20 protein-coding genes and 1 tRNA gene are annotated in these 18,560 nt (G+C 66.6%); 10 read left to right on the top strand and 11 right to left on the bottom strand.

Annotated elements, in window-relative coordinates; genetic code table 11:
- Positions 1 to 22: 22 nt before the first annotated feature.
- Entirely contained in the window at positions 23 to 1,219 is a 1,197-nt protein-coding gene (locus tag ACFHNC_RS08410; protein ID WP_437168775.1) for an amidase, read from the bottom strand.
- 107 nt (positions 1,220 to 1,326) lie between these two features.
- Positions 1,327 to 1,941: a GNAT family N-acetyltransferase gene (locus tag ACFHNC_RS08405; RefSeq protein ID WP_437168774.1), complete on the bottom strand. Its 615-nt coding sequence runs from the start codon at positions 1,939 to 1,941 to the stop codon at positions 1,327 to 1,329.
- A gap of 209 nt (positions 1,942 to 2,150) precedes the next feature.
- On the opposite strand from ACFHNC_RS08405, the gene ACFHNC_RS08400 reads away from it, so the two are divergent.
- The 3 genes from ACFHNC_RS08400 (at position 2,151) to ACFHNC_RS08390 (ending at position 3,979) form a co-directional block, all read left to right on the top strand.
- Positions 2,151 to 2,963 (top strand): ferredoxin--NADP reductase, encoded by an 813-nt coding sequence (locus tag ACFHNC_RS08400; RefSeq protein ID WP_437168773.1) that lies wholly within the window; start codon positions 2,151 to 2,153, stop codon positions 2,961 to 2,963.
- Between the two features lie 332 nt (positions 2,964 to 3,295).
- Complete coding sequence (locus ACFHNC_RS08395; protein WP_437168772.1) at positions 3,296 to 3,526, top strand: hypothetical protein; 231 nt, start codon at positions 3,296 to 3,298, stop codon at positions 3,524 to 3,526.
- A 57-nt stretch (positions 3,527 to 3,583) separates the two neighbouring features.
- A complete protein-coding gene (locus tag ACFHNC_RS08390; RefSeq protein WP_437168771.1) occupies positions 3,584 to 3,979 on the top strand; it encodes a hypothetical protein in 396 nt (131 codons plus the stop codon).
- A 175-nt stretch (positions 3,980 to 4,154) separates the two neighbouring features.
- Here ACFHNC_RS08390 and ACFHNC_RS08385 read toward each other — a convergent pair whose 3' ends face one another.
- Complete coding sequence (locus ACFHNC_RS08385) at positions 4,155 to 4,460, bottom strand: hypothetical protein (protein ID WP_437168770.1); 306 nt, start codon at positions 4,458 to 4,460, stop codon at positions 4,155 to 4,157.
- A gap of 106 nt (positions 4,461 to 4,566) precedes the next feature.
- On the opposite strand from ACFHNC_RS08385, the gene ACFHNC_RS08380 reads away from it, so the two are divergent.
- The 4 genes from ACFHNC_RS08380 (at position 4,567) to ACFHNC_RS08365 (ending at position 10,381) form a co-directional block, all read left to right on the top strand.
- Positions 4,567 to 5,505 (top strand): ArsR/SmtB family transcription factor, encoded by a 939-nt coding sequence (locus tag ACFHNC_RS08380; protein WP_437168769.1) that lies wholly within the window; start codon positions 4,567 to 4,569, stop codon positions 5,503 to 5,505.
- 14 nt (positions 5,506 to 5,519) lie between these two features.
- Complete coding sequence (gene metH, locus ACFHNC_RS08375; protein WP_437168768.1) at positions 5,520 to 9,020, top strand: methionine synthase; 3,501 nt, start codon at positions 5,520 to 5,522, stop codon at positions 9,018 to 9,020.
- Between the two features lie 480 nt (positions 9,021 to 9,500).
- Entirely contained in the window at positions 9,501 to 9,827 is a 327-nt protein-coding gene (locus ACFHNC_RS08370; protein ID WP_437168767.1) for an energy transducer TonB, read from the top strand.
- Positions 9,821 to 10,381, top strand: a complete 561-nt coding sequence (locus tag ACFHNC_RS08365; RefSeq protein ID WP_437168766.1) for a cob(I)yrinic acid a,c-diamide adenosyltransferase — start codon at positions 9,821 to 9,823, stop codon at positions 10,379 to 10,381. Before ACFHNC_RS08370 ends, ACFHNC_RS08365 begins: the two co-directional genes overlap by 7 nt.
- A gap of 4 nt (positions 10,382 to 10,385) precedes the next feature.
- Here the strand turns inward: ACFHNC_RS08365 and ACFHNC_RS08360 are convergent, their stop codons facing one another.
- Positions 10,386 to 11,012 (bottom strand): glutathione S-transferase family protein, encoded by a 627-nt coding sequence (locus ACFHNC_RS08360; RefSeq protein ID WP_437168765.1) that lies wholly within the window; start codon positions 11,010 to 11,012, stop codon positions 10,386 to 10,388.
- A 107-nt stretch (positions 11,013 to 11,119) separates the two neighbouring features.
- Between ACFHNC_RS08360 and ACFHNC_RS08355 the strand changes: the two genes are divergently transcribed.
- Positions 11,120 to 11,587, top strand: coding sequence for a disulfide bond formation protein B (locus ACFHNC_RS08355; protein ID WP_437168764.1), 468 nt, complete (start codon positions 11,120 to 11,122; stop codon positions 11,585 to 11,587).
- The gene (locus ACFHNC_RS08350) at positions 11,587 to 12,144 is read left to right on the top strand and encodes a demethoxyubiquinone hydroxylase family protein (protein ID WP_437168763.1); all 558 of its coding nucleotides are present in this window, start codon (positions 11,587 to 11,589) and stop codon (positions 12,142 to 12,144) included. Before ACFHNC_RS08355 ends, ACFHNC_RS08350 begins: the two co-directional genes overlap by 1 nt.
- A 10-nt stretch (positions 12,145 to 12,154) precedes the next feature.
- Here ACFHNC_RS08350 and ACFHNC_RS08345 read toward each other — a convergent pair whose 3' ends face one another.
- The gene (locus tag ACFHNC_RS08345; RefSeq protein ID WP_437168762.1) at positions 12,155 to 12,730 is read right to left on the bottom strand and encodes an HNH endonuclease; all 576 of its coding nucleotides are present in this window, start codon (positions 12,728 to 12,730) and stop codon (positions 12,155 to 12,157) included.
- A 152-nt stretch (positions 12,731 to 12,882) separates the two neighbouring features.
- On the bottom strand, positions 12,883 to 13,548 hold the full coding sequence (locus ACFHNC_RS08340) for an alpha/beta hydrolase (protein WP_437168761.1): 666 nt from the start codon (positions 13,546 to 13,548) through the stop codon (positions 12,883 to 12,885).
- A 42-nt stretch (positions 13,549 to 13,590) separates the two neighbouring features.
- On the opposite strand from ACFHNC_RS08340, the gene gluQRS reads away from it, so the two are divergent.
- Positions 13,591 to 14,448: a tRNA glutamyl-Q(34) synthetase GluQRS gene (gluQRS, locus tag ACFHNC_RS08335; RefSeq protein WP_437168938.1), complete on the top strand. Its 858-nt coding sequence runs from the start codon at positions 13,591 to 13,593 to the stop codon at positions 14,446 to 14,448.
- Between the two features lie 9 nt (positions 14,449 to 14,457).
- Here the strand turns inward: gluQRS and ACFHNC_RS08330 are convergent, their stop codons facing one another.
- From ACFHNC_RS08330 to ACFHNC_RS08310, 5 genes are all read right to left on the bottom strand, one after another.
- Positions 14,458 to 15,177: an ABC transporter ATP-binding protein gene (locus ACFHNC_RS08330; protein WP_437168760.1), complete on the bottom strand. Its 720-nt coding sequence runs from the start codon at positions 15,175 to 15,177 to the stop codon at positions 14,458 to 14,460.
- The gene (locus ACFHNC_RS08325) at positions 15,174 to 15,992 is read right to left on the bottom strand and encodes an ABC transporter ATP-binding protein (protein WP_437168759.1); all 819 of its coding nucleotides are present in this window, start codon (positions 15,990 to 15,992) and stop codon (positions 15,174 to 15,176) included. The genes ACFHNC_RS08330 and ACFHNC_RS08325 overlap by 4 nt, the downstream gene beginning before the upstream one ends.
- Positions 15,989 to 17,305, bottom strand: a complete 1,317-nt coding sequence (gene livM / locus ACFHNC_RS08320) for a high-affinity branched-chain amino acid ABC transporter permease LivM (protein WP_437168758.1) — start codon at positions 17,303 to 17,305, stop codon at positions 15,989 to 15,991. The genes ACFHNC_RS08325 and livM overlap by 4 nt, the downstream gene beginning before the upstream one ends.
- A complete protein-coding gene (locus ACFHNC_RS08315; RefSeq protein WP_437168757.1) occupies positions 17,302 to 18,216 on the bottom strand; it encodes a branched-chain amino acid ABC transporter permease in 915 nt (304 codons plus the stop codon). The genes livM and ACFHNC_RS08315 overlap by 4 nt, the downstream gene beginning before the upstream one ends.
- Positions 18,217 to 18,417: 201 nt before the next feature.
- A tRNA-Phe gene (locus tag ACFHNC_RS08310) sits at positions 18,418 to 18,493 on the bottom strand.
- Positions 18,494 to 18,560 lie beyond the last annotated feature (67 nt).

Raw genomic sequence — 18,560 nt, 5'->3', positions numbered from 1 at the left:
TTTGGGGGCAAGCATCGCGGGCTCAGACCGCAAGGCGCAGCTCCGCGGCGACGCGCTCCGCCACCGCCAGCAGGGCGCGGTCACGCCCCGGCGCTGCCGCCAGCGAAAGGCCTACCGGCGCGCCGTTAACCCGGGCAGCCGGCAGGGACACTTCGCAAAGGCCTGCAAGGCCAGCAATCGCCGTCACGCCCATCGTGCGTTCCCGTACCGCCTGTTGGGCCTCTAAAGCCACATCCAGGCGCGGCGCCGGGACCGGGGAGGTTGGGTAGACAAGCACGGCGCCACCCGCGAGCAGGGCCTGCACTCGCTGCCGGAACAGGCCGCGGAACGCCCGCGCCTCGGCCGCCACGGCCGGGTCTGTGGCCTTGGCAGCGGCAAAGCGCTCCCCGACCCCGGGGCCGAAGGTCGGGCGGATCGCCTCGACCCAGGAACCGAGGCTCGCCCAGGCTTCCTCGGCCTGTGCAGCCCGGAAATTCTCGAAAAGCTGGGTCAGGCCTTCCGGCGCAACATGCATGGAAAGGCAGGGGCCGAGAACGCGCTCGATCTTCGCGATAGCACCGACCAGCGCGGTCGCCGTGTGGGGTACGGCGTTGACCCAGGCTTCCTGCACCTTGACCAGCGGACCCAGTGCGCCCTCGCCCCCCGGCGGCAGGAGAACATCGCCCACCCGACGCAGGACCGAGGCGCGGCTCGCAAACCAGCCTGCGGTATCGAAGCTCGGGCCGAGCGGGCAGGCGGCGGTCAGGTTCACGGCGCCCCAGGAGGGACGGATGCCGAAAATGCCGCAATAGCTTGCGGGGATCCGCACGGATCCGCCGGTGTCTGTGCCAAGCGCAAAATCGACCAGGCCTGCGGCGACGGCGGCGGCCGACCCACAGGAGGAACCACCTGGAAACCGGTCGGGCGCCGCCGGGTTGATGGGCGTTCCGTACCAGACGTTTTCGCCGGTCAGTCCATAGGCGAGTTCCACGGTCTTGGTCTTGCCACGCAGAGTGGCGCCGGCCTGAAGCAGGGCCATGACGATTGGCGCGGTCGCGGCGGCAGGGGCATGGGTCCGGGCCCAGTCGGGGTTGCCGTAGCCGGTCGTGGCGCCAGCCACATCGAACAGGTCCTTGACGGCGAAGTCGAGCTCCGCGAGTGGTCCCGCCGTGGCGCCGACCAACTCCACCCGGTCGCCCGGCACGAAAGCCCCAACGCTGTCTTCCAAACCAAGCGGCATGGCAATGCTCCTGTTACCATCCCGAACCGGACAGTACCCTGCGATAGGATTTATCTAAATACAACTGGCAGGCTGCGGCGACCTGCTTCACGCAAGCGCCCGACCTATCAGCCGACGTCGGCAAGTGGGGCCTCGCTCAAGGACCGGCGTGGGCGTGCCTGGTGGTCCCAGTTGCCGTCGTCCAGCCACGCCGCGATCCGGTCTCGCCGTGCAGGCCATTCGTCGGCCAGGATCGAGTAGAAGCTCGTATCGCGCCGTCGGCCCTTGACGACCAGATGGGCGCGAAGCTCGCCCTCATAGACAAAGCCGAGTCGCGTCGCGGCGCGGCGGGACGGTGCGTTCAGGGCGTTGCACTTCCAGACCAGGCGGCGGTAGCCCAGGTCGTCCATGGCGTGGCGCATCAGCAGGAACATCGCCTCCGTTGCCGCCCTCGTGCGTTGCAGCCGCGGGGAGAACCAGATGTGGCCGAGCTCGATCGCCGCGTTGGCGGGCTGCATCTCCATCAGGGTAAGCCAGCCGGCGACGGCGCCGCTGCTGTGCGGGCGTATGGCCCAGGCCATGGGGTCGTGCTGCGAGGCAAAGGCCGCGACATGACGCTGCATGGCGGCAGCATCGGCAAAGGGACCATAGCCCATATAGTCCCAGCCCTCGCCGCCGGCATCCGCCTGGGCCGCATCCCACAGCTCGGCGGCGTGCCTGACGGCGAGCGGCTCCAAGGTCACCGCCTTCCCCCGATGCGGCACGCGCGCGGGCAAGGGACGAGGCGTCGGGTCGACAGGCGCACCGAGGGGCGGCGGCTGGGTCATGCAGAGTGGGACCTTCGGCAGGTTCAGAACCGCCACAATGCCGCAGGCTTGCGCGTTCGGCGAGCCGGGGTCTGCGCGCAACCATCCGCATTGCAGCAGAACCCGCTTTGTCGCATACGGGCGCCATGTCCTCCCCCAGCGCTCCGCCGGCCGCCATGGCCGCACCGCCCGGTTTTTTCCTGGAGCGGGTCCTGGCGGTCCATCATTGGACGGACCGCCTGTTTTCCTTTACTTGCACGCGCGATCCGCATTTCCGGTTCGTGGCCGGCCAATTTGCGATGATCGGCCTTCTGGTCGAGGGCAAGCCGCTGGTACGCGCCTATTCCGTCGTCAGCGCACCGTGGGAGGAGCACCTGGAGTTCCTGTCCATCAAGGTGCAGGACGGCCCCCTGACCTCCCGCCTCCAGCACGTATTACCGGGTGACGGGGTCCTGATCGGGCGGAAGGCCACCGGCACGCTGGTGACCGACAACCTGCTCCCGGGCGGCACCCTGTGGCTGTTCGCGACGGGCACCGGACTTGCCCCCTTCCTGAGCCTGGTGCGTGAGCCAGAGACCTACGACCGCTTCGATCGTGTCGTTGTGGTCCATGCGGTGCGGGAGGTTGCCGAGCTTGCCTATCACGACCTGCTCGTCAAGGACCTGCCGGAGCATGAATTGCTGGGCGAGCTGGTGAATGACAAGCTGGTCTATTACCCCAGCGTGACGCGGGAGCCGTTCCGCAACCAGGGGCGGCCAACGACGCTGGTGGAATCCGGGCGTCTCTGCGCCGATCTCGGCCTGCCAGCGCTCTCCCCCGAGCGCGACCGAGCCATGCTATGTGGAAGTGAGGCGATGAACGCGGACATGCGAGCCATTCTGGAGGCGCGAGGCTTTACAGAGGGGGCCAATAATCGGCCGGCGACCTACGTGGTCGAGAAGGCGTTCGTCACGAAATAGCAGCAAAGCACCGTGGGACCGACCCGCCGGTGTTTTCAAACGGTCACTTACCAGTCTGACGTTGCTCAATGATTTCGGGGAAGCACGCCGTCGAGCGTTCCGAAATTGAACAGGCGGCACGTCTGGAGGGAAGCAGGACCTAGAACACATCGCATGGGACCTGCCGTCGTCGGCTGCTCAAGGCGGCCGCTGTTGGCGCCACGGGAACGGCCGTTCTGGCCACCCCCAATGTCAGCCGCGCGCAGACGGTAAATCTGCGGTTCCAGTCCACCTAGCTTCAGCGCGACATCTTTCACGAATTTGCCAATCATTTCGTCACCCGCGTCAACGCCATGGCGAGCGGCCGGGTGCGGCTGAAATTGTCGCTGGCCGGCGGCGTCGTGGGCGCATTCCAGCTCCTGGAAGCGGTTTCCGCCGACGCCCTGGATGGCGGCCACGGCGTCTCGGCCTATTGGTTCGACAACAGCAAGACCTTCAGCCTGTTCGGCACTCCACCGGCCTGGTTCGGCCATGCGCACGAATATCTGGGTTGGTTCAACTACGGCGGCGGCGAGGCCCTGTAGAATGAGTGGACCCGCGACATTCTGCGGGTCAATGTCGTCGGCTTCCAGACCAGCCCGATGCTGACCCAGCCTCTCGGCTGGTTGAAGAACCCGATCACCAGCGTCGATCAGCTTCGCGGCCTGCGCTATCGCACGGTTGGCTTGGCGACGGATCTGTTCAACGCGATGGGCGCGGCGGTGACGGCGCTGCCGGGCGGGGAGATCGTGCCAGCGCTGGAGCGCGGGGTGATCGATGGGGCCGAGTTCAACAACCCCTCCTCAGACCGCATTCTTGGCAACCCGGACGGGGCCAAGAGCTACATGATCCAGAGCTTCTACCAGTCCTGCATCGCGGATCGGGCGCTGCTCGGCTACCTTGTTGTCAAGAAGTCGCGTGCTCGGCCGTCAACGCCTCTACGCGTGGCGCTGGGCAATCCGGCCAGCCGCGCGCGCGGCGGAATTCTCGATCTGTAAGCGGCCTTCATGGAGGCTGCGTCGGCTGCGCGTGCCCGTGGCGGCCTGCCGGCGGGCGCTGTCCTGGTCGTGGCAGGTTTGACGCCGGCGCGACGGCCCGCGCCTGGGGTGCCTTTGACGGCGCGGTTTTCCGGCCTCGGCAAGGCGGAGGCTCAGTTCGTCTGAAACCACGGCGTCAGGCGGGCCGAAAGCGCGCCTTCGCCAGCGGGTCCTGCGCCAAGGCCTCAAGCACTTCGGCTCGCGCTTCTGCGCTTTGCACCACGCCGATCACCTGTTCGAACCAGACGCATTGGCCGCGGATGCGGGCCTGAAACATCCGGTCCAGCGCCTCAGCCACCGGGCCGCGTCCGGCGCAGCAATTGCAGTCCAGCCTGTGCCGCTGGTCGCCAGGATTGAACTGGACCTGGAGGACGGCTGGGGCGGCCAGGCCCTCCAACTCCCGACCCTCAACCAGCAGCGCGGTGGCAGGTGCACTCCGCAATGCCGCGTCCAGGAGGAGCGGGCTGAGTAGGTGCAGGGGGATGCGGGCGTCGACGGACCAAGCCATACACTAGACATAAGGATATCTTTATGTCATTTACAAGCGCATGGATGATCTTCTGGCCCAGCTTCGCGCCTCCGCCGAGCCGACGCGGCTGCGTCTGCTCTCGCTGTGTGCGCGCGGTTCATTCTGCGTTTCGGACCTCTGCGGCATTCTCGGCCAGTCGCAGCCTCGGCTTTCGCGGCATCTGAAGCTGCTGGTGGAGGCAGGATTGCTCGAGCGCATGCCGGAAGGTGCCAACGTCTTTTTCCAGTTACCGGCCCATGCCGACCTGGCCCGTCAGATCCTGGCTCGCCTGCCCGAGGATGACCCCCTGCTGGCCGCCGACCGGCGCGCTGCCGCCCGGCTGGCTGCGGAGCGTGCGCGCGCAGCCTCGGACGCCTTTCAGCGTCATGGCGCTGATTGGGATGAGATGCGGGCACTGGAACTGCCTGCTGCCGAAATCGAGGCCGCGCTGATCAAGGCGCTGCCCGAACGGCTCGATCGGCTGCTCGACATCGGCAGTGGCACGGGCCGGCTGCTGGAGGTTCTGGCATCCCGCTGCGCCGGCGCACTCGGCGTTGATGCAAGCCGGGAGATGCTGGCGCTGGCGCGCGCGCGTCTGGCGGAGCGGGGGTTGAGCCATTGTTCCGTCCGCCAGGCAGACATGTACCGCCTGCCCTTGCCGGATGCAGGGTTCGATGCCGTGACGCTGCAGATGGTGCTGCACTATGCCGAAGACCCGGCCGCTGCGCTGGCCGAGGCGGCGCGCGTCCTGCGGCCGGATGGCGCATTGCTGATCGTGGACCTCGCACCACATGCGCGAGCCGACCTGCTCGGCCGGCACGCGCATCGCTGGCCGGGTTTTGATGATGCCCAGATGGCCGGCTGGCTCGGGGCCGCGGGCTGTGCGCTTCGAACCGCGCGCAGCATCGATGGGCCACTTGCCGTGCGGCTTTGGCTGGCCCAGCGCCAGCCCGTTTCCGTCTCCGTTCCGTCTCGCTGAAGGGTATGCCCAGCATGTCTCGCCCGCATCTTCTCGACGCGCTCAAGGACCAGGTTCTGCTGTGCGACGGTGGCATGGGCAGTCGCGTCCAGGCACTGACGCTGGATGTCGACAAGGATTTCTGGGGCAAGGAGAACTGCACGGAGGTGCTGAACCTCTCGCGCCCAGACCTCGTCCGCGAAATCCACCGTGGCTATTACGAGGCGGGTGCCGACATGGTGCTCACCAACAGCTTCGGCGGATCGCCAGTCACGCTCGCCGAGTTCGAGCTGGAGGACAAGGCGTTCGAAATTAACAAGCTGTCGGTCGAGCTGGCGCGCGAGGCGGCGGAGAGCTTTGCGGATGGCCGGCATCGCTGGGTGATCGGCGATATCGGCCCGGGCACCAAGCTGCCGAGCCTCGGCAACATCGGCTACGACGCGCTGGAAGCGGCGCTCGTCCTGCAATGCGAAGGGCTGATCGCTGGTGGCGCAGATGCGCTGCTGACCGAGACCAACCAGGACACGCTGTTCATCAAGGCCGCCGTGAATGCGGCCAAGATCGCCCGCGCGCGCGCAAAGTCGGACATCCCGATCCTGGTGCAGATCACCGTGGAGACCACGGGCACGCTGCTCGTCGGCCCCGACATCGCGGCCGCGACCACGGTCGTGCATTCGCTCGATGTGCCACTGATCGGGCTGAACTGTGCCACCGGCCCGCAGGAGATGGCGGAGCATGTGCGCTGGCTGTCGCAGAACTGGCCCGGCTATATCAGCGTGCAGCCCAATGCCGGGCTGCCGGAACTGGTGGATGGCAAGACGCACTACCCGCTCGGTCCCAAGGATCTTGCCTCCTGGATGGAGCGCTTCATCGTCGAGGACGGGCTGAACCTGATCGGCGGCTGCTGCGGCACCTCCACGCCGCATATCCAGGCGCTGGACGAGTTGCTGCGCAAGCTCGGCGGTGCGCGGCATCGCCCGGCGCCGGTGGCGCGCAAGCCCATCTGGGTGCCCTCCGTTGCCAGCCTCTATGGCGCAACCTCGCTGCGGCAGGAGAACAGCTACTTCTCGATCGGTGAGCGCTGCAACGCCAATGGGTCGAAGCTGTGGCGGCAGCGGCAGGAAGCGCACGACTGGGATGGCTGCGTCACCATCGGGCGCGAGCAGGTGGCCGAGGGCTCCAACAGCCTCGATGTCTGTACCGCCTTCGTCGGCCGCAACGAGATGGAGGAGATGAACGAGGTCATCCGCCGCTTCACGAGCAGCGTGAACTCCCCCCTCGTCATCGACAGCACCGAGACTCCGGTGATCGAGGCCGCGCTGAAGCTGCATGGCGGCAAGCCGATCATCAACTCGATCAATTTCGAGGATGGCGAGGAAGCGGCGCATGATCGGCTGAAGCTGGCCAAGAAGTTTGGCGCCGCGGTCATCGCGCTGACGATCGATGAGGTCGGCATGGCCAAGACGGCGGAAGACAAGCTGCGGATCGCCGCACGGCTGGTCGAATTCGCCTGCAACAAATACGGCTTGGCCCAATCCGACCTGCTGATCGACCCGCTGACCTTCACCATCGCCACCGGCAATGAGGATGACCGCAAGCTGGGCGTCTGGACGCTGGATGGCATCCGCATGATCCGGGAGAAGTTTCCGGACATCCAGATCATCCTCGGCCTGTCCAACATCTCCTTCGGCCTGAACCCGGCCGCGCGGCATGTGCTGAACAGCGTGTTCCTGGACCATGCCGTGAAGGCTGGCATGACCGGGGCCATCGTCCACGTCTCCAAGATCAAGCCGCTGCACCAGATTCCGCCGGAGGAGGTGGAGGTGGTCGAGGATCTGATCTTCGATCGCCGGCGCGAAGGCTACGACCCGCTGCAGAAGGTGCTGGAGATCTTTTCCGGCCGAAAGGCGGCGGACAACGTCAAGAAGACCCGTGCGGAGACGGTCGAAGGCCGGCTGAAGGACCGCATCATCGATGGCGACCGCAAGGGGTTGGGCGAGGAGCTGCAGGTCGCGCTCGACCAGGGCAACACGCCACTTTCCATCATCAACGAAGTGCTGCTGGACGGCATGAAGGTGGTGGGCGAGCTGTTCGGCGCCGGCAAGATGCAGCTGCCCTTCGTGCTGCAAAGCGCGGAAACGATGAAGGCCGCCGTCGCCTATCTCGAACCGTTCATGGAGAAGGTCGAGGGCCAGGAGAAGGGCACCATCGTGCTCGGCACGGTGAAGGGCGATGTGCACGACATCGGCAAGAACCTAGTCGACATCATCCTGACCAACAACGGCTACAAGGTGGTGAACCTCGGCATCAAGGTGCCTTTGCTGGACATCGTCGCCGCCGCCAAGGAACACAAGGCGCATGCCATCGGCATGTCCGGCCTGCTGGTGAAATCCACCGTGGTGATGCGCGAGAACCTGGAGGAGATGAGCCGCCAGGGCATCGACATTCCCGTGATGCTCGGCGGCGCCGCGCTGACTCGCAATTATGTCGAGGATGACTGCGTGAAGGCCTATGCCTGCGGGCGCGTGGCGTATGCGCGGGATGCCTTCGATGGCCTGCACCTGATGGACAAGGTGATGGGCAACGGCTTCGAGGACTACCTCTCGGCCCTGCAGGCGAAGCGTGTCGGCAAGGCGAAGAACGAGAAGCGCACGCTCGGCCAGGCCGACCCGCGTGGCTTCGCGCCGGTTGACCTGGCCTATGCCCAGGAACGACGCAGGCGCGTGGCAGCCGAAAGCGCCGTGCCGGTGCCGCCTTTCTGGGGCGCGCGGGTGGTGGAGGCACCGCCGAAGGCGATCATCCCCTTCATCAACGAGCGCAGCCTGTACCAATTCCAGTGGGGCTTCCGAAAGGCCGGGCGGTCGCTTGAGGATTTCCTCGGCTGGGCGAAGCAGGAGCTACGCCCGGTGTTGAAGCGCATGCTGGCGCTGACGGAGGAACAGAAGATCCTCAAGCCGCAGGCCATCTACGGCTATTGGAAATGCGCCGGCCAGGGCAACGACCTGGTGCTGTTCGCGGAGGACGGCGCGACGGAAGTCTGCCGCTTTAACCTGCCGCGTCAGCCGAAGCCGGATGGCGAATGCATCGCCGACTTCGTGCGTGACATCGAGGAAGGCCCGAATGCGCGTGACGTGATCGGCATGCAGGTGGTGACCGTCGGCCAGAAAGCCTCCGACATTGCGCGGGAATGGTTCGAGGACAATCGCTACCAGGACTACCTGTACCTGCACGGCCTGTCCGTAGAGATGGCGGAAGCGATGGCGGAGTATGTCCACAAGCGCATCCGCGCCGAGCTGGGCTATGCGGGAGAGGATGACCGGGACATGGACCGGATGCTGCAGCAATCCTATCGCGGCGGCCGCTATTCCTTCGGCTATCCGGCCTGCCCGAAGCTGGAGGATCAGGAAGGGCTGCTGCGGCTGCTGCAGTCAGAGCGGATCGGCGTTTCGTTGTCGGATGAGTGGCAGCTGCACCCGGAGCAATCCACCAGTGCGATCGTGCTGCACCATCCGCGCGCCAAGTACTTCTCCGTCTAGCCTCCGAGGGTGAGGGACGGAACCGGGACCCGTCATAGGCCTGGGCCTCTGGGCTCAGGCGCTATGCTCGCCGTCTCCCTCGGCCTGCATGCGGCCATGGCACTCGCGCTTGTCAACCTGCAGCGTGGCTCGGTTCAGGCACCGGCCGAGCAGCAGGTTGCGCTGGTCTGGTCCGAACAGACACCAGGTGCCGGAGATGCCGTGGATTCGGCCACGCAACCGGCGCAGACCCCGCCGCCGGAGCCGCCAAACACCCCGCCTTCACCCGAGGCGGCTGCCACTCCAGCCGCGCCCGAAGCGGAGCCCGCAGCGCTCGCCCCTCCGACCCTCAACGACCCCATGCCCGTTGCAGAGCCGGTTGCTGAGGAAGCGACCCCTCTACCGCCGCCGCCCGCACCACCTCGACCGCCCGAACCTGCCTCCCGACCGCGAGCCGCGCCGGCGCCGGCCGCGACCGGAACGGCGGCGGCAGCGGCTCCAATGGCGCAGGGCGCGGGGCAGGCGATCGGTGCGGTGGTGGCTGCACGTCTGCGACCCGGCGTGGTCAATGCGCCGCCGTCCTATCCGCAGGCCAGCCGCATCCGCAACGAGCAGGGGCGCGTCACCCTCCAGGTCGAGATCAACCCACTTGGTCACGTGGCCGATGTGCGGGTCATGGTATCATCCGGCTTCCCGGCCCTGGATCAGGCCGCGATCGAGGCGGTGCGCCGGTGGCGGTTCGAGGCGGCGCAGCGTGATGGGCTGCCGGTCCTTTCCACCACGGCGATCGGCATCACCTTCCAACTCGAAGGAGACCGACGATGGTAAGGCTGGACGTGATCATGACGCGGGGCGGGGATGCGGGGGAAACGTCGCTCGGCGATGGCTCTCGCGTGCGGAAGGATGCGCTGCGGGTGGCGGGCTATGGCACGGTGGACGAGGCCAACGCGGTGATCGGCCTGGTTCGCTTGAACCTGGAGGGGGACCGGGTGGCGGACGCCATGCTGGCGCGCATCCAGAACGATTTGTTCGACCTCGGCGCCGATCTCTGTGTGCCCGGTATCGGCGGCGATCGGCTGCGGGTGAGCGACGCACAATGCCAGCGGCTGGAAGCGGAGCTGGCCGAGATGAATGCGCTCGTCCCCCCACTCCGCAGCTTTGTCCTGCCCGGCGGCAGTCCGGGGGCCGCCCATGCCCACCTGGCGCGTACCATCGTGCGCCGGGCTGAGCGGGACGTCGTTTCCCTCGCGGCCGAGGACACGGTGAACCCCGAAGTGATCCGCTATCTGAACCGGCTTTCGGACCACCTTTTCGTTCTGTCGCGCCGCCTGAACGGCAATGGGGCGCGGGACGTGACCTGGACCCCGGGCGCCAGCCGCTGAAGCATCAGGTCAGCGGGCCGGCGGCATGTTTGGCACAGCCTGGCCGGACCAGCAGGCGGTCGTACCAGGCGCGCAGGTCCGGCATCTCCGCACGCTCGATTGGCAGCGCGAACCAACGATGCGCGTAGATGCCCAGCGCTATGTCGGCCAGGGTGAAGTCGTCTCCGGTGATGAAGGGGCGGCCCGCCACATGACGGTCCAGCATGGCCCAGAGGGTCTCGGCCTCGGCGCGCGCCTTGTGGGTAGCGGGCCAGTCACGCTCTGCTTCGGGGATGCGGACATAGGTGAAGAAGACGGTGGTCATTGGTCGGTTCACCGCGGCCACCTGCCAATCCATCCAGCGGTCGCAATCCGCCGCGAGGCGAAGATCGGCCGGGTAGATCGGGTTACCGGGCGCGCGCGAGCGCGCCAGGTAGCGCAGGATGGCGTTGCTCTCCCACAGCGTGAAGCCGTCCGGCTCCTCAATGGTGGGGACCAGGGCGTTCGGGTTCATGGCGAGATAGGCCGGCTCCCGCGTCTTGCCGAAGGCGCCGCCGGCATCGATCCGCTCGAAGGGCAAACCGAGCTCCTCGCAGAGCCACAGCACCTTCATGACGTTGGACGAATTGGCACGGCCCCAGATGCGCAGCATGACGGCGATTCCCCTCTCGATACAGGCTTACGGTATGTCCGGCTCCGCCAGGGGTCCAGTTGCCCTGGCAGGCGGGCTGACGGATGAATCGTGCCATGACAATTCCCATGCTCATCGCACTCCTTGCGGCCGCGGCGCCGCTTGCGGCCATGGCCTTCGAGTACTGGCCCGGCCTCGCACCCTGCGCCCTGTGTCTTTGGCAGCGCTGGCCCTACTGGGTGGCGGCCGGGCTTGCCCTTCTCGCCCTACCAGCGCCACCGCGGCTTCGGGCTTGGCTGCTGGGGGCTGCCGGCCTGGCGGTCGCCGTTTCGGGCGGCATCGCGGCGCTTCATGTGGGCGTGGAACAGGGCTGGTGGCCATCGCCGTTGCCAGCCTGCCTGGCGCCTGGCGTCGGGGCGGGGGCCAGCATTGACGATCTACTGCAAAACCTGGCGCCGCTGCCAACCAAGCCCTGTGACGAGCCGGCCTATCTTATCCCGGGCCTGTCCCTTTCCGTCGCGGCGATGAACCTGATCTATGCGTCGCCACTGGCCGGTTGGACCCTGCACCAGGCCCGTCGCGAATGGAGGATCTGATGCCCAGCCGTCAAACCGCTGAAGGGCGCCTGCCTGGCGACCCGACCCCGCGCGAGTATGTCAGCCGCACCATCCGGGTGGACCATGCGGGCGAATACGGTGCGAAGCGAATTTATGAAGGCCAGCTTGCCGTGCTCGGCCGCACGCGCTTCGGCCCGATCCTGGAGCACATGAAGGCGCAGGAGCAGGTCCACCTCGACACCTTCAGCCGCCTGATCGCCGAGCGCCGCGTGCGCCCCACGGCCCTGTTGCCCATCTGGCATGTCGCCGGCTTCGTGCTGGGGGCCGGCACGGCGTTGATGGGCCACCGCGCCGCGATGGCCTGCACCGTGGCGGTGGAGGAGGCGATCGACGAACACTATCGCGACCAGGCCGCGACGCTGGGCGATGACGAGCAGCCACTGCGCGAGGACATTGAGCGTTTCCGTGCCGAGGAACTCGAACACCGCGACATCGGGCTGGCGAATGAGGCGGAGCTGACGCCGGCCTACCGGCTGCTCAGCGCCGCGATCAAGGCCGGGTGCAAGGTGGCGATCAGGGTGACCGAGCGGGTCTGAGGCAAGCCGTTCAGCTCTCCAGCTCGCTGTCCCAGTACAGGTAGTCCCGCCAGCTTTCATGCAGGTAGTTCGGCGGGAAGGACCGACCGTTCTCCTGCAGCTCCCAGCTCGTCGGCTGGCGCGGCACCTGGCGGGGGAACATGCGGCATTCGCGCGGAAGCTTGTTGCTTTTCCGTAGGTTGCAGGGGCCGCAGGCGGTGATCACGTTGTCCCAGGTGGTCCGGCCGCCGCGGCTGCGCGGAATGACGTGGTCGAAGGTCAGGTCCTGCGTCGGGCGACCCTCGCCACAATACTGGCACTCGAAGCTGTCGCGCAGGAACACGTTGAAGCGCGTGAAGGCCGGCCGCCGGGCGGCGGGGATGTAGTCCTTCAAGGCGATGACACTGGGCAGCCGCATGGTCATCCGGGGTGAATGCACCTCGGTCTCATACTCGGACAGCACCGAGACGCGGTCGAGGAACACCGCCTTGACGGCATCCTGCCAGGCCCAGACCGACAGGGGGAAATAGGACAGCGGCCGGAAATCCGCGTTCAGGACGAGCGCTGGAAAGGACTGTCCAAGCTGGAAGTGTCCGCCGTCAGGCAAGCGCCACTCCTACGAATGGCGACACTGGACAAATCTGGTGCTCGTAACGTTAGGCAAGCCCCAGATACTGTGGCAGCGCCGCGTTGACCCCGTCTTCATGCCAGTGCCGCTGCAGCCACGCAACCAGGAGAATGGACGCTTTCATCCATCGGTCATGCTGGATCACCCCGGAGTGCGCGCTGCAGCGCCAGCGCGCCGAGGCTGATTCCGACCTCATCAATGCCGTGGCCAAGGCCCGGCCGGAACGTGCTCTCCACGCCATAGGCGGCGCGTGTCAGGGCGCGTTCTGCAATCCGGCTGGCCTCGGCCGGAACCACCTCATCAGCCTCGCCATGCACCAGCAGGATTGCTGGCGCGGTTGCGGGGGGTGCTGGGAGCGAGTCGGGCACCAGCAAGGCACCCGCATAGGCCACGATGGCGGCGCAGCCGGGCGGGTGGCGCAGCCCGAGATGCAGCGCGGTCATAGCGCCCTGGCTGAAGCCGACCAGGGCCAGGTCCCGGTGGGTCAGACCCATCTCGCGCAGCATGGCGCCGATGGCGGCAGCCAGCCCGGTTGCCGCGGCGTCCACGCCGGTCTGCATCATGGCCTCCGAGCGATCCTGCAGGCTGAACCATTGCCGACCATAAGGCGCCAGATCGCAGGGCTCCGGGCCATGCGGCGCGATGAACAGGGCATCCGGCACGGCCTTGCCCCAGCCCGGCGCCAGGTCGATCAGGTCGAAGCCATCGGCTCCGACGCCGTGCAGAAGAAGCACCAGTCGGCGCGCATCGCGCCCGACGGCTGGCCCCCACCGCGGTCCATCCAGAAGACCTGACATCGCTTGCTCCGCTTCCCGGTGTTCGGCTACGCCCGCCGGAGCATGACCGCGACCGCCCCACTCGTCACGCGCTTCGCCCCAAGCCCGACCGGCTTCCTGCATCTTGGACATGCGCATGCGGCGCTGCTGGCTTGGCGGGGGGCACGCGAGGCCGGGGGGCGCTTCCTGCTTCGGATCGAGGATATCGACAGCACGAGGTGCCGGCCGGAATTCACGGAGGCGATCCTGGAGGATCTGCGCTGGCTTGGCCTCGACTGGGATGGCCCCGTCCGTGTGCAGTCGCGGCACATGGCGCATTACCAGCAGACGCTCGCGGCGCTGCGGCAGCGCGACCTGCTGTATCCGTGCTTCTGCACGCGCGGCGAAATTGCGCGGGAGATCGCCGCCAGCGCCTCGGCGCCCCACGGCCCGGACGGTCCGCTTTATCCCGGCATCTGCCTCCGGCTGCCGGCGGGTGAGGTTGAGGCACGGTTGGCGGAGGGCGAACCGCACGCGTTACGGCTGCATATGTCGCGCGCACTTCGCTGCCTGGAGGGGCCGCTCACTTTCGAGGATGCGACGCGCGGCCGGATCGCCTGTGATCCGGCACAGTTCGGCGACGTGGTGCTGGCGCGGAAGGAGGTTCCGGCGAGCTATCACCTCTGCGTCACCCATGACGATGCGCGGGATGGCGTGACCCTGGTGACGCGGGGCGATGATCTTCTGCCTGCCACCGATCTGCATCGCCTGCTTCAGGTCCTGATGCGATGGCCGGAGCCAGACTACGCGCATCATCCGCTGCTCGCCGATGCCGCCGGCCGCCGGCTTTCCAAGCGCGACGGCGCGCCGACGCTGCGGGACCTGCGCGAAAAGGGCACGACTCCGGCCGAGGTCAGGTCGCTGGCCGGCTGGTCAGATTGATCTCCCGTTTCAGTGGCCGCCGCCAAGATAGGCATCTCGGATCTCAGGCCGGGCCAGCAGTTCCTTGCCACTGCCGCTCATGGTGATCCGGCCGGTGACGAGAACATAGCCGCGGTGCGCAAGCCGAAGCGCCTGGTTGGCGTTCTGCTCCACCAGCAGCACGGTAAGCCCCTCACGCTCATTCAGGTCGCGGATCGCGGCGAATATCTGGCGCGAGATCAGCGGCGCGAGGCCGAGTGATGGCTCGTCCAGCAGCAACAAACGCGGACGCGACATCAGCGCACGGCCGATGGCGAGCATCTGCTGTTCGCCACCCGAAAGCGTGCCGCCGCGCTGTGCCTGGCGTTCCTTCAGGCGGGGAAACAGGTTGAACACGCGCGGCAATTCGGGGCCGGGGTCGCGTCCCGCTGCCTGCGCCCCCAGCATCAGATTCTCCAGCACCGACATGCGGGGGAAGATGCGCCGTCCCTCGGGGGACTGCGCCACACCGCTCCGCATGATTTCGTGCGTGGGTTTCGTGGTGATGTCCTCGCCGTCCAGAATGATGCGGCCAGACCTGGCGCGGGGATCGCCGCAGATGCTCATCAGCAGGGTCGATTTGCCGGCCCCATTGGCGCCGATCAGGGCGACGATCTCGCCCTGGTCGACATGCAGCGAAACCCCCTTCAGCGCCTGAACCGCACCGTAGCCGGTCTCCAGATTGTGCACCTCCAGCATCGTCGTCGTCATGCAGCGTCCTCATCCTCGCCCAGATAGGCGGCGATGACGTGGCGGTCATTCCGGATTTGGTCCGGCGGACCTTCTGCAATCTTGCGGCCGTGATCCAGTACGACGATGTGGTCCGAGATGCGCATGACGATGCCCATGTCATGCTCGATCAGCAGGATGGAGGTGGGGTCGCTGCGGGTTGCCGTGCCGTCGCGGATACTGACCAGAAGCTTGGCCAGGTCGTCCGATTCCCGTGGGTTGAGCCCGGCTGCGGGTTCGTCCAGGCACAGCAGTGCGGGCGTTGTGCACATTGCCCGGGCGATTTCGAGCCGGCGCTGCGCACCATAGGGCAGCCCGCCCGCGGCATCATCGGCGCGATCCAGCAGGTCCGTTGCGCGCAGCCATTCCACAGCGCGGTCGATCGCTTCCGCCTCCGCCGCGCGATAGCCGGGAAAGCCGAGCATCGCGCCGATGCCGTATCCGGTTGCCTTCTGGAGCTTGAGGTGCTGAGCGATCAGCAGATTCTCCAGTACCGTCATGCCAGCGAATAATCGGATGTTCTGGAATGTGCGAGCGACGCCGGCACGGGCGATCCGATGGTCCTTCAGCCTGTGGAGGCTGGCGATGCTGCCATCCGCACGACGAAGGCTGATCTGGCCGCCGGTCGGGCGGTAGAAGCCGGTGATGCAGTTGAAGACCGTGGTCTTGCCGGCGCCGTTCGGGCCGATCAGCGCGGTGATGCTGCCGCGCTGCACCTGGAAATCCACCGCATCGACGGCGAGTAGTCCGCCGAAGCGCATGCTGAGCGCGTCGACGCGCAGGATCTCGGTGCTCATCCGCGACCCTCGCTGACATGCTGCGCATTGATCCGGCGCTGCGTGCCCAGCACCACGCTGGGCGCGCGAGAGCCTACCAGGCCGCGCGGACGCAGAACCATGATGGTCACCATGGCGGCACCGAAGACCAGCATCCGATACTCTTCCAGATCGCGGAACAGCTCGAAGCCACCGATCATGATGATCGCCGCCACGGCGATGCCGATCTGGCTGCCGAGGCCGCCGAGCACCACGATCGCCAGGATGATGGCGGATTCGATGAAGGTGAAACTCTCCGGGCTGATGAAGGCCTGCCGCGTGGCGAAGAAGGCACCCGCGAAGCCGGCGAACATGGCGCCCAGGGCGAAGGCCGTCAGCTTGGTGTTGGTGATGTTGATGCCGAGCGCGCGACAGGCGATCTCGTCCTCACGCAGGGCTTCCCAGGCCCGGCCAATCGGCTGCCTGCGAATTCGGATGGCGACCCAGTTCGTCAGCAGTGCCAGGGCCAGGATCAGGTAGTACAGGAAGACGACGCGGTGCGACGGGCTTGGCTCCAGCCCGAAGAATCCTGCGAAGGTCCCGGGGCCGCCGCTCATGCTGAAGGGCAGTCCGAAGAAGGTTGGCCGCGGGATGCCGGAAATGCCGTTCGGGCCACCAGTCAGCTCGACCCAATTGAGCAGGACGATGCGGATGATCTCGCCGAACGCCAGGGTGACGATCGCCAGATAGTCGCCACGCAGCCGCAGCACCGGGAAGCCCAGCAGCACACCCCAGAAGGCGGCGAGAATGCCGGCGAGGGGCAGACAAATCCAGAACGACAGCCCGAAATACTGGGCCAGAAGCGCGTAGGAATAGGCGCCGACCGCGTAGAAGGCGACGTAACCCAGGTCCAGAAGCCCGGCCAGGCCCACCACGATGTTGAGGCCCCAGCCCAGCATCACATAGGTCAGAACCAGGATACCAAGGTCGAGTTCATAGCGACCGATGCCCGGCACGAAGGGCAGGATCAGCGCCAGGGCCAGCAGCGCGGGGCCGAAGAACAGCCCGGCGCGAGAGAGGGCGGTCGCCCGCTTCGCCAATCCGACCGCCGGCAGTCCGCGGCCTGCCCAGAAGGCCATAGCCAGGCGGGCCACGAATACAGCGGCGCAGAGCAGTGCGACATCAGGCCAACGCGTGCGCAGGAAAAGCGCGCCAGTCGGACTGACATCGGTGCGAAGCCCGACCATGACGACGAACAATCCGAAAGCCACCGCCGTTGCCTTGGTGGCATCGAACAGCGCGGCCCGCAGCCGAGACGGGACCGCGTGCGGCGAGGCCGCGGATGGCGTGGTCATACTTTTTCCACCTCCTGCCGCCCGAGCAGGCCGGTGGGCAGGAAGATCAACACCAGGACAAGTATGCCGAACGCCGCCACATCTTTGTACTGCACGGAGAAATAGGCGGACCAGAAGGTCTCGATAAGCCCGATCAGCAGGCCGCCGAGAACCGCACCCGGCAGGCTGCCGATGCCACCCAGTACGGCCGCCGTGAAGGCCTTCACGCCGACGATGAACCCCATGAAGAAGTCAGCGATCCCGTAGCGCAGCAGGTAGAGCGTGCCGGCAACGGCGGCAAGCGCCGCGCCGATGACGAAGGCCAAGCTTATCGTCCGGTCCGTATTAATACCGAGTAGGGATGCCATCTTCCGGTCCTGCTCGCAGGCACGCATGGCCCTGCCGAGCGCGGTGCGTGTGACGAGCCAGGTGAAGACCGCAAGGACCGCGAGGGTGGAGAGGATGATCAGCATCTGCATGTAGGACAGTTGCACGACGAAGTTGCCGTCACGCATCAACTCGAACCCGCCGGGTAACTGAGGCTCCAGCGGCTTGACCCGCGCACCCTGGCTGACCTGGACGAAGTTCTGCAGGACGATGGACATGCCGATGGCCGAGATCAGCGGCGCGAGGCGAAAGCTGCCCCGCAGTGGACGATAGGCGACGCGCTCCACCGTCCACCCATAAAGTGCGGTGAAGGCCATGGAAATGGCCAGTACGAGGAGTATGGCGGCGGGACCGTCCATCAATCCGCCCGACATCAGCATCAGGATAGCCACCAGCGCCACGAAGGCGCCTACCATGAATATGTCGCCATGGGCGAAGTTGATCATCCCGATGATGCCGTAGACCATGGTGTAGCCGACCGCGATCAGGCCGTAGATCATCCCGAGGCTGATCCCGTTGATCAACTGCTGGAGTGCGTAGGCCAAGGGTCAGTCCTTCTGGAGCGGCATCGATGTGGCGACCGTCACGCAACACGAAGGGCTTCGCAAGGAGTTTTGGCGCATTTTGCCTAGCTGTGGCGTGCGACAGGCCATCGGATGGCGTCACAGGCTAGACCGCCCGCCGAGGCTCATTCCCGCGCGGACGGTTGCATCCCGGGCCTTGGTACTGCCGGGTTAGGAGTGAAATGGTGCCCAGGAGTGGAATCGAACCACCGACACTGCGATTTTCAGTCGCATGCTCTACCAACTGAGCTACCTGGGCCCAAGCAGGTCGGTCCTTGCGGTCCGCCGCGGTAGAGGCGCGCGTGATAGCGGAAGGTCGGCGCCCT

This window comes from Falsiroseomonas sp. E2-1-a4, from assembly GCF_051433165.1.
Taxonomy (GTDB): domain Bacteria; phylum Pseudomonadota; class Alphaproteobacteria; order Acetobacterales; family Acetobacteraceae; genus Falsiroseomonas.
This window is presented reverse-complemented; position numbering and strand designations above follow the sequence as displayed.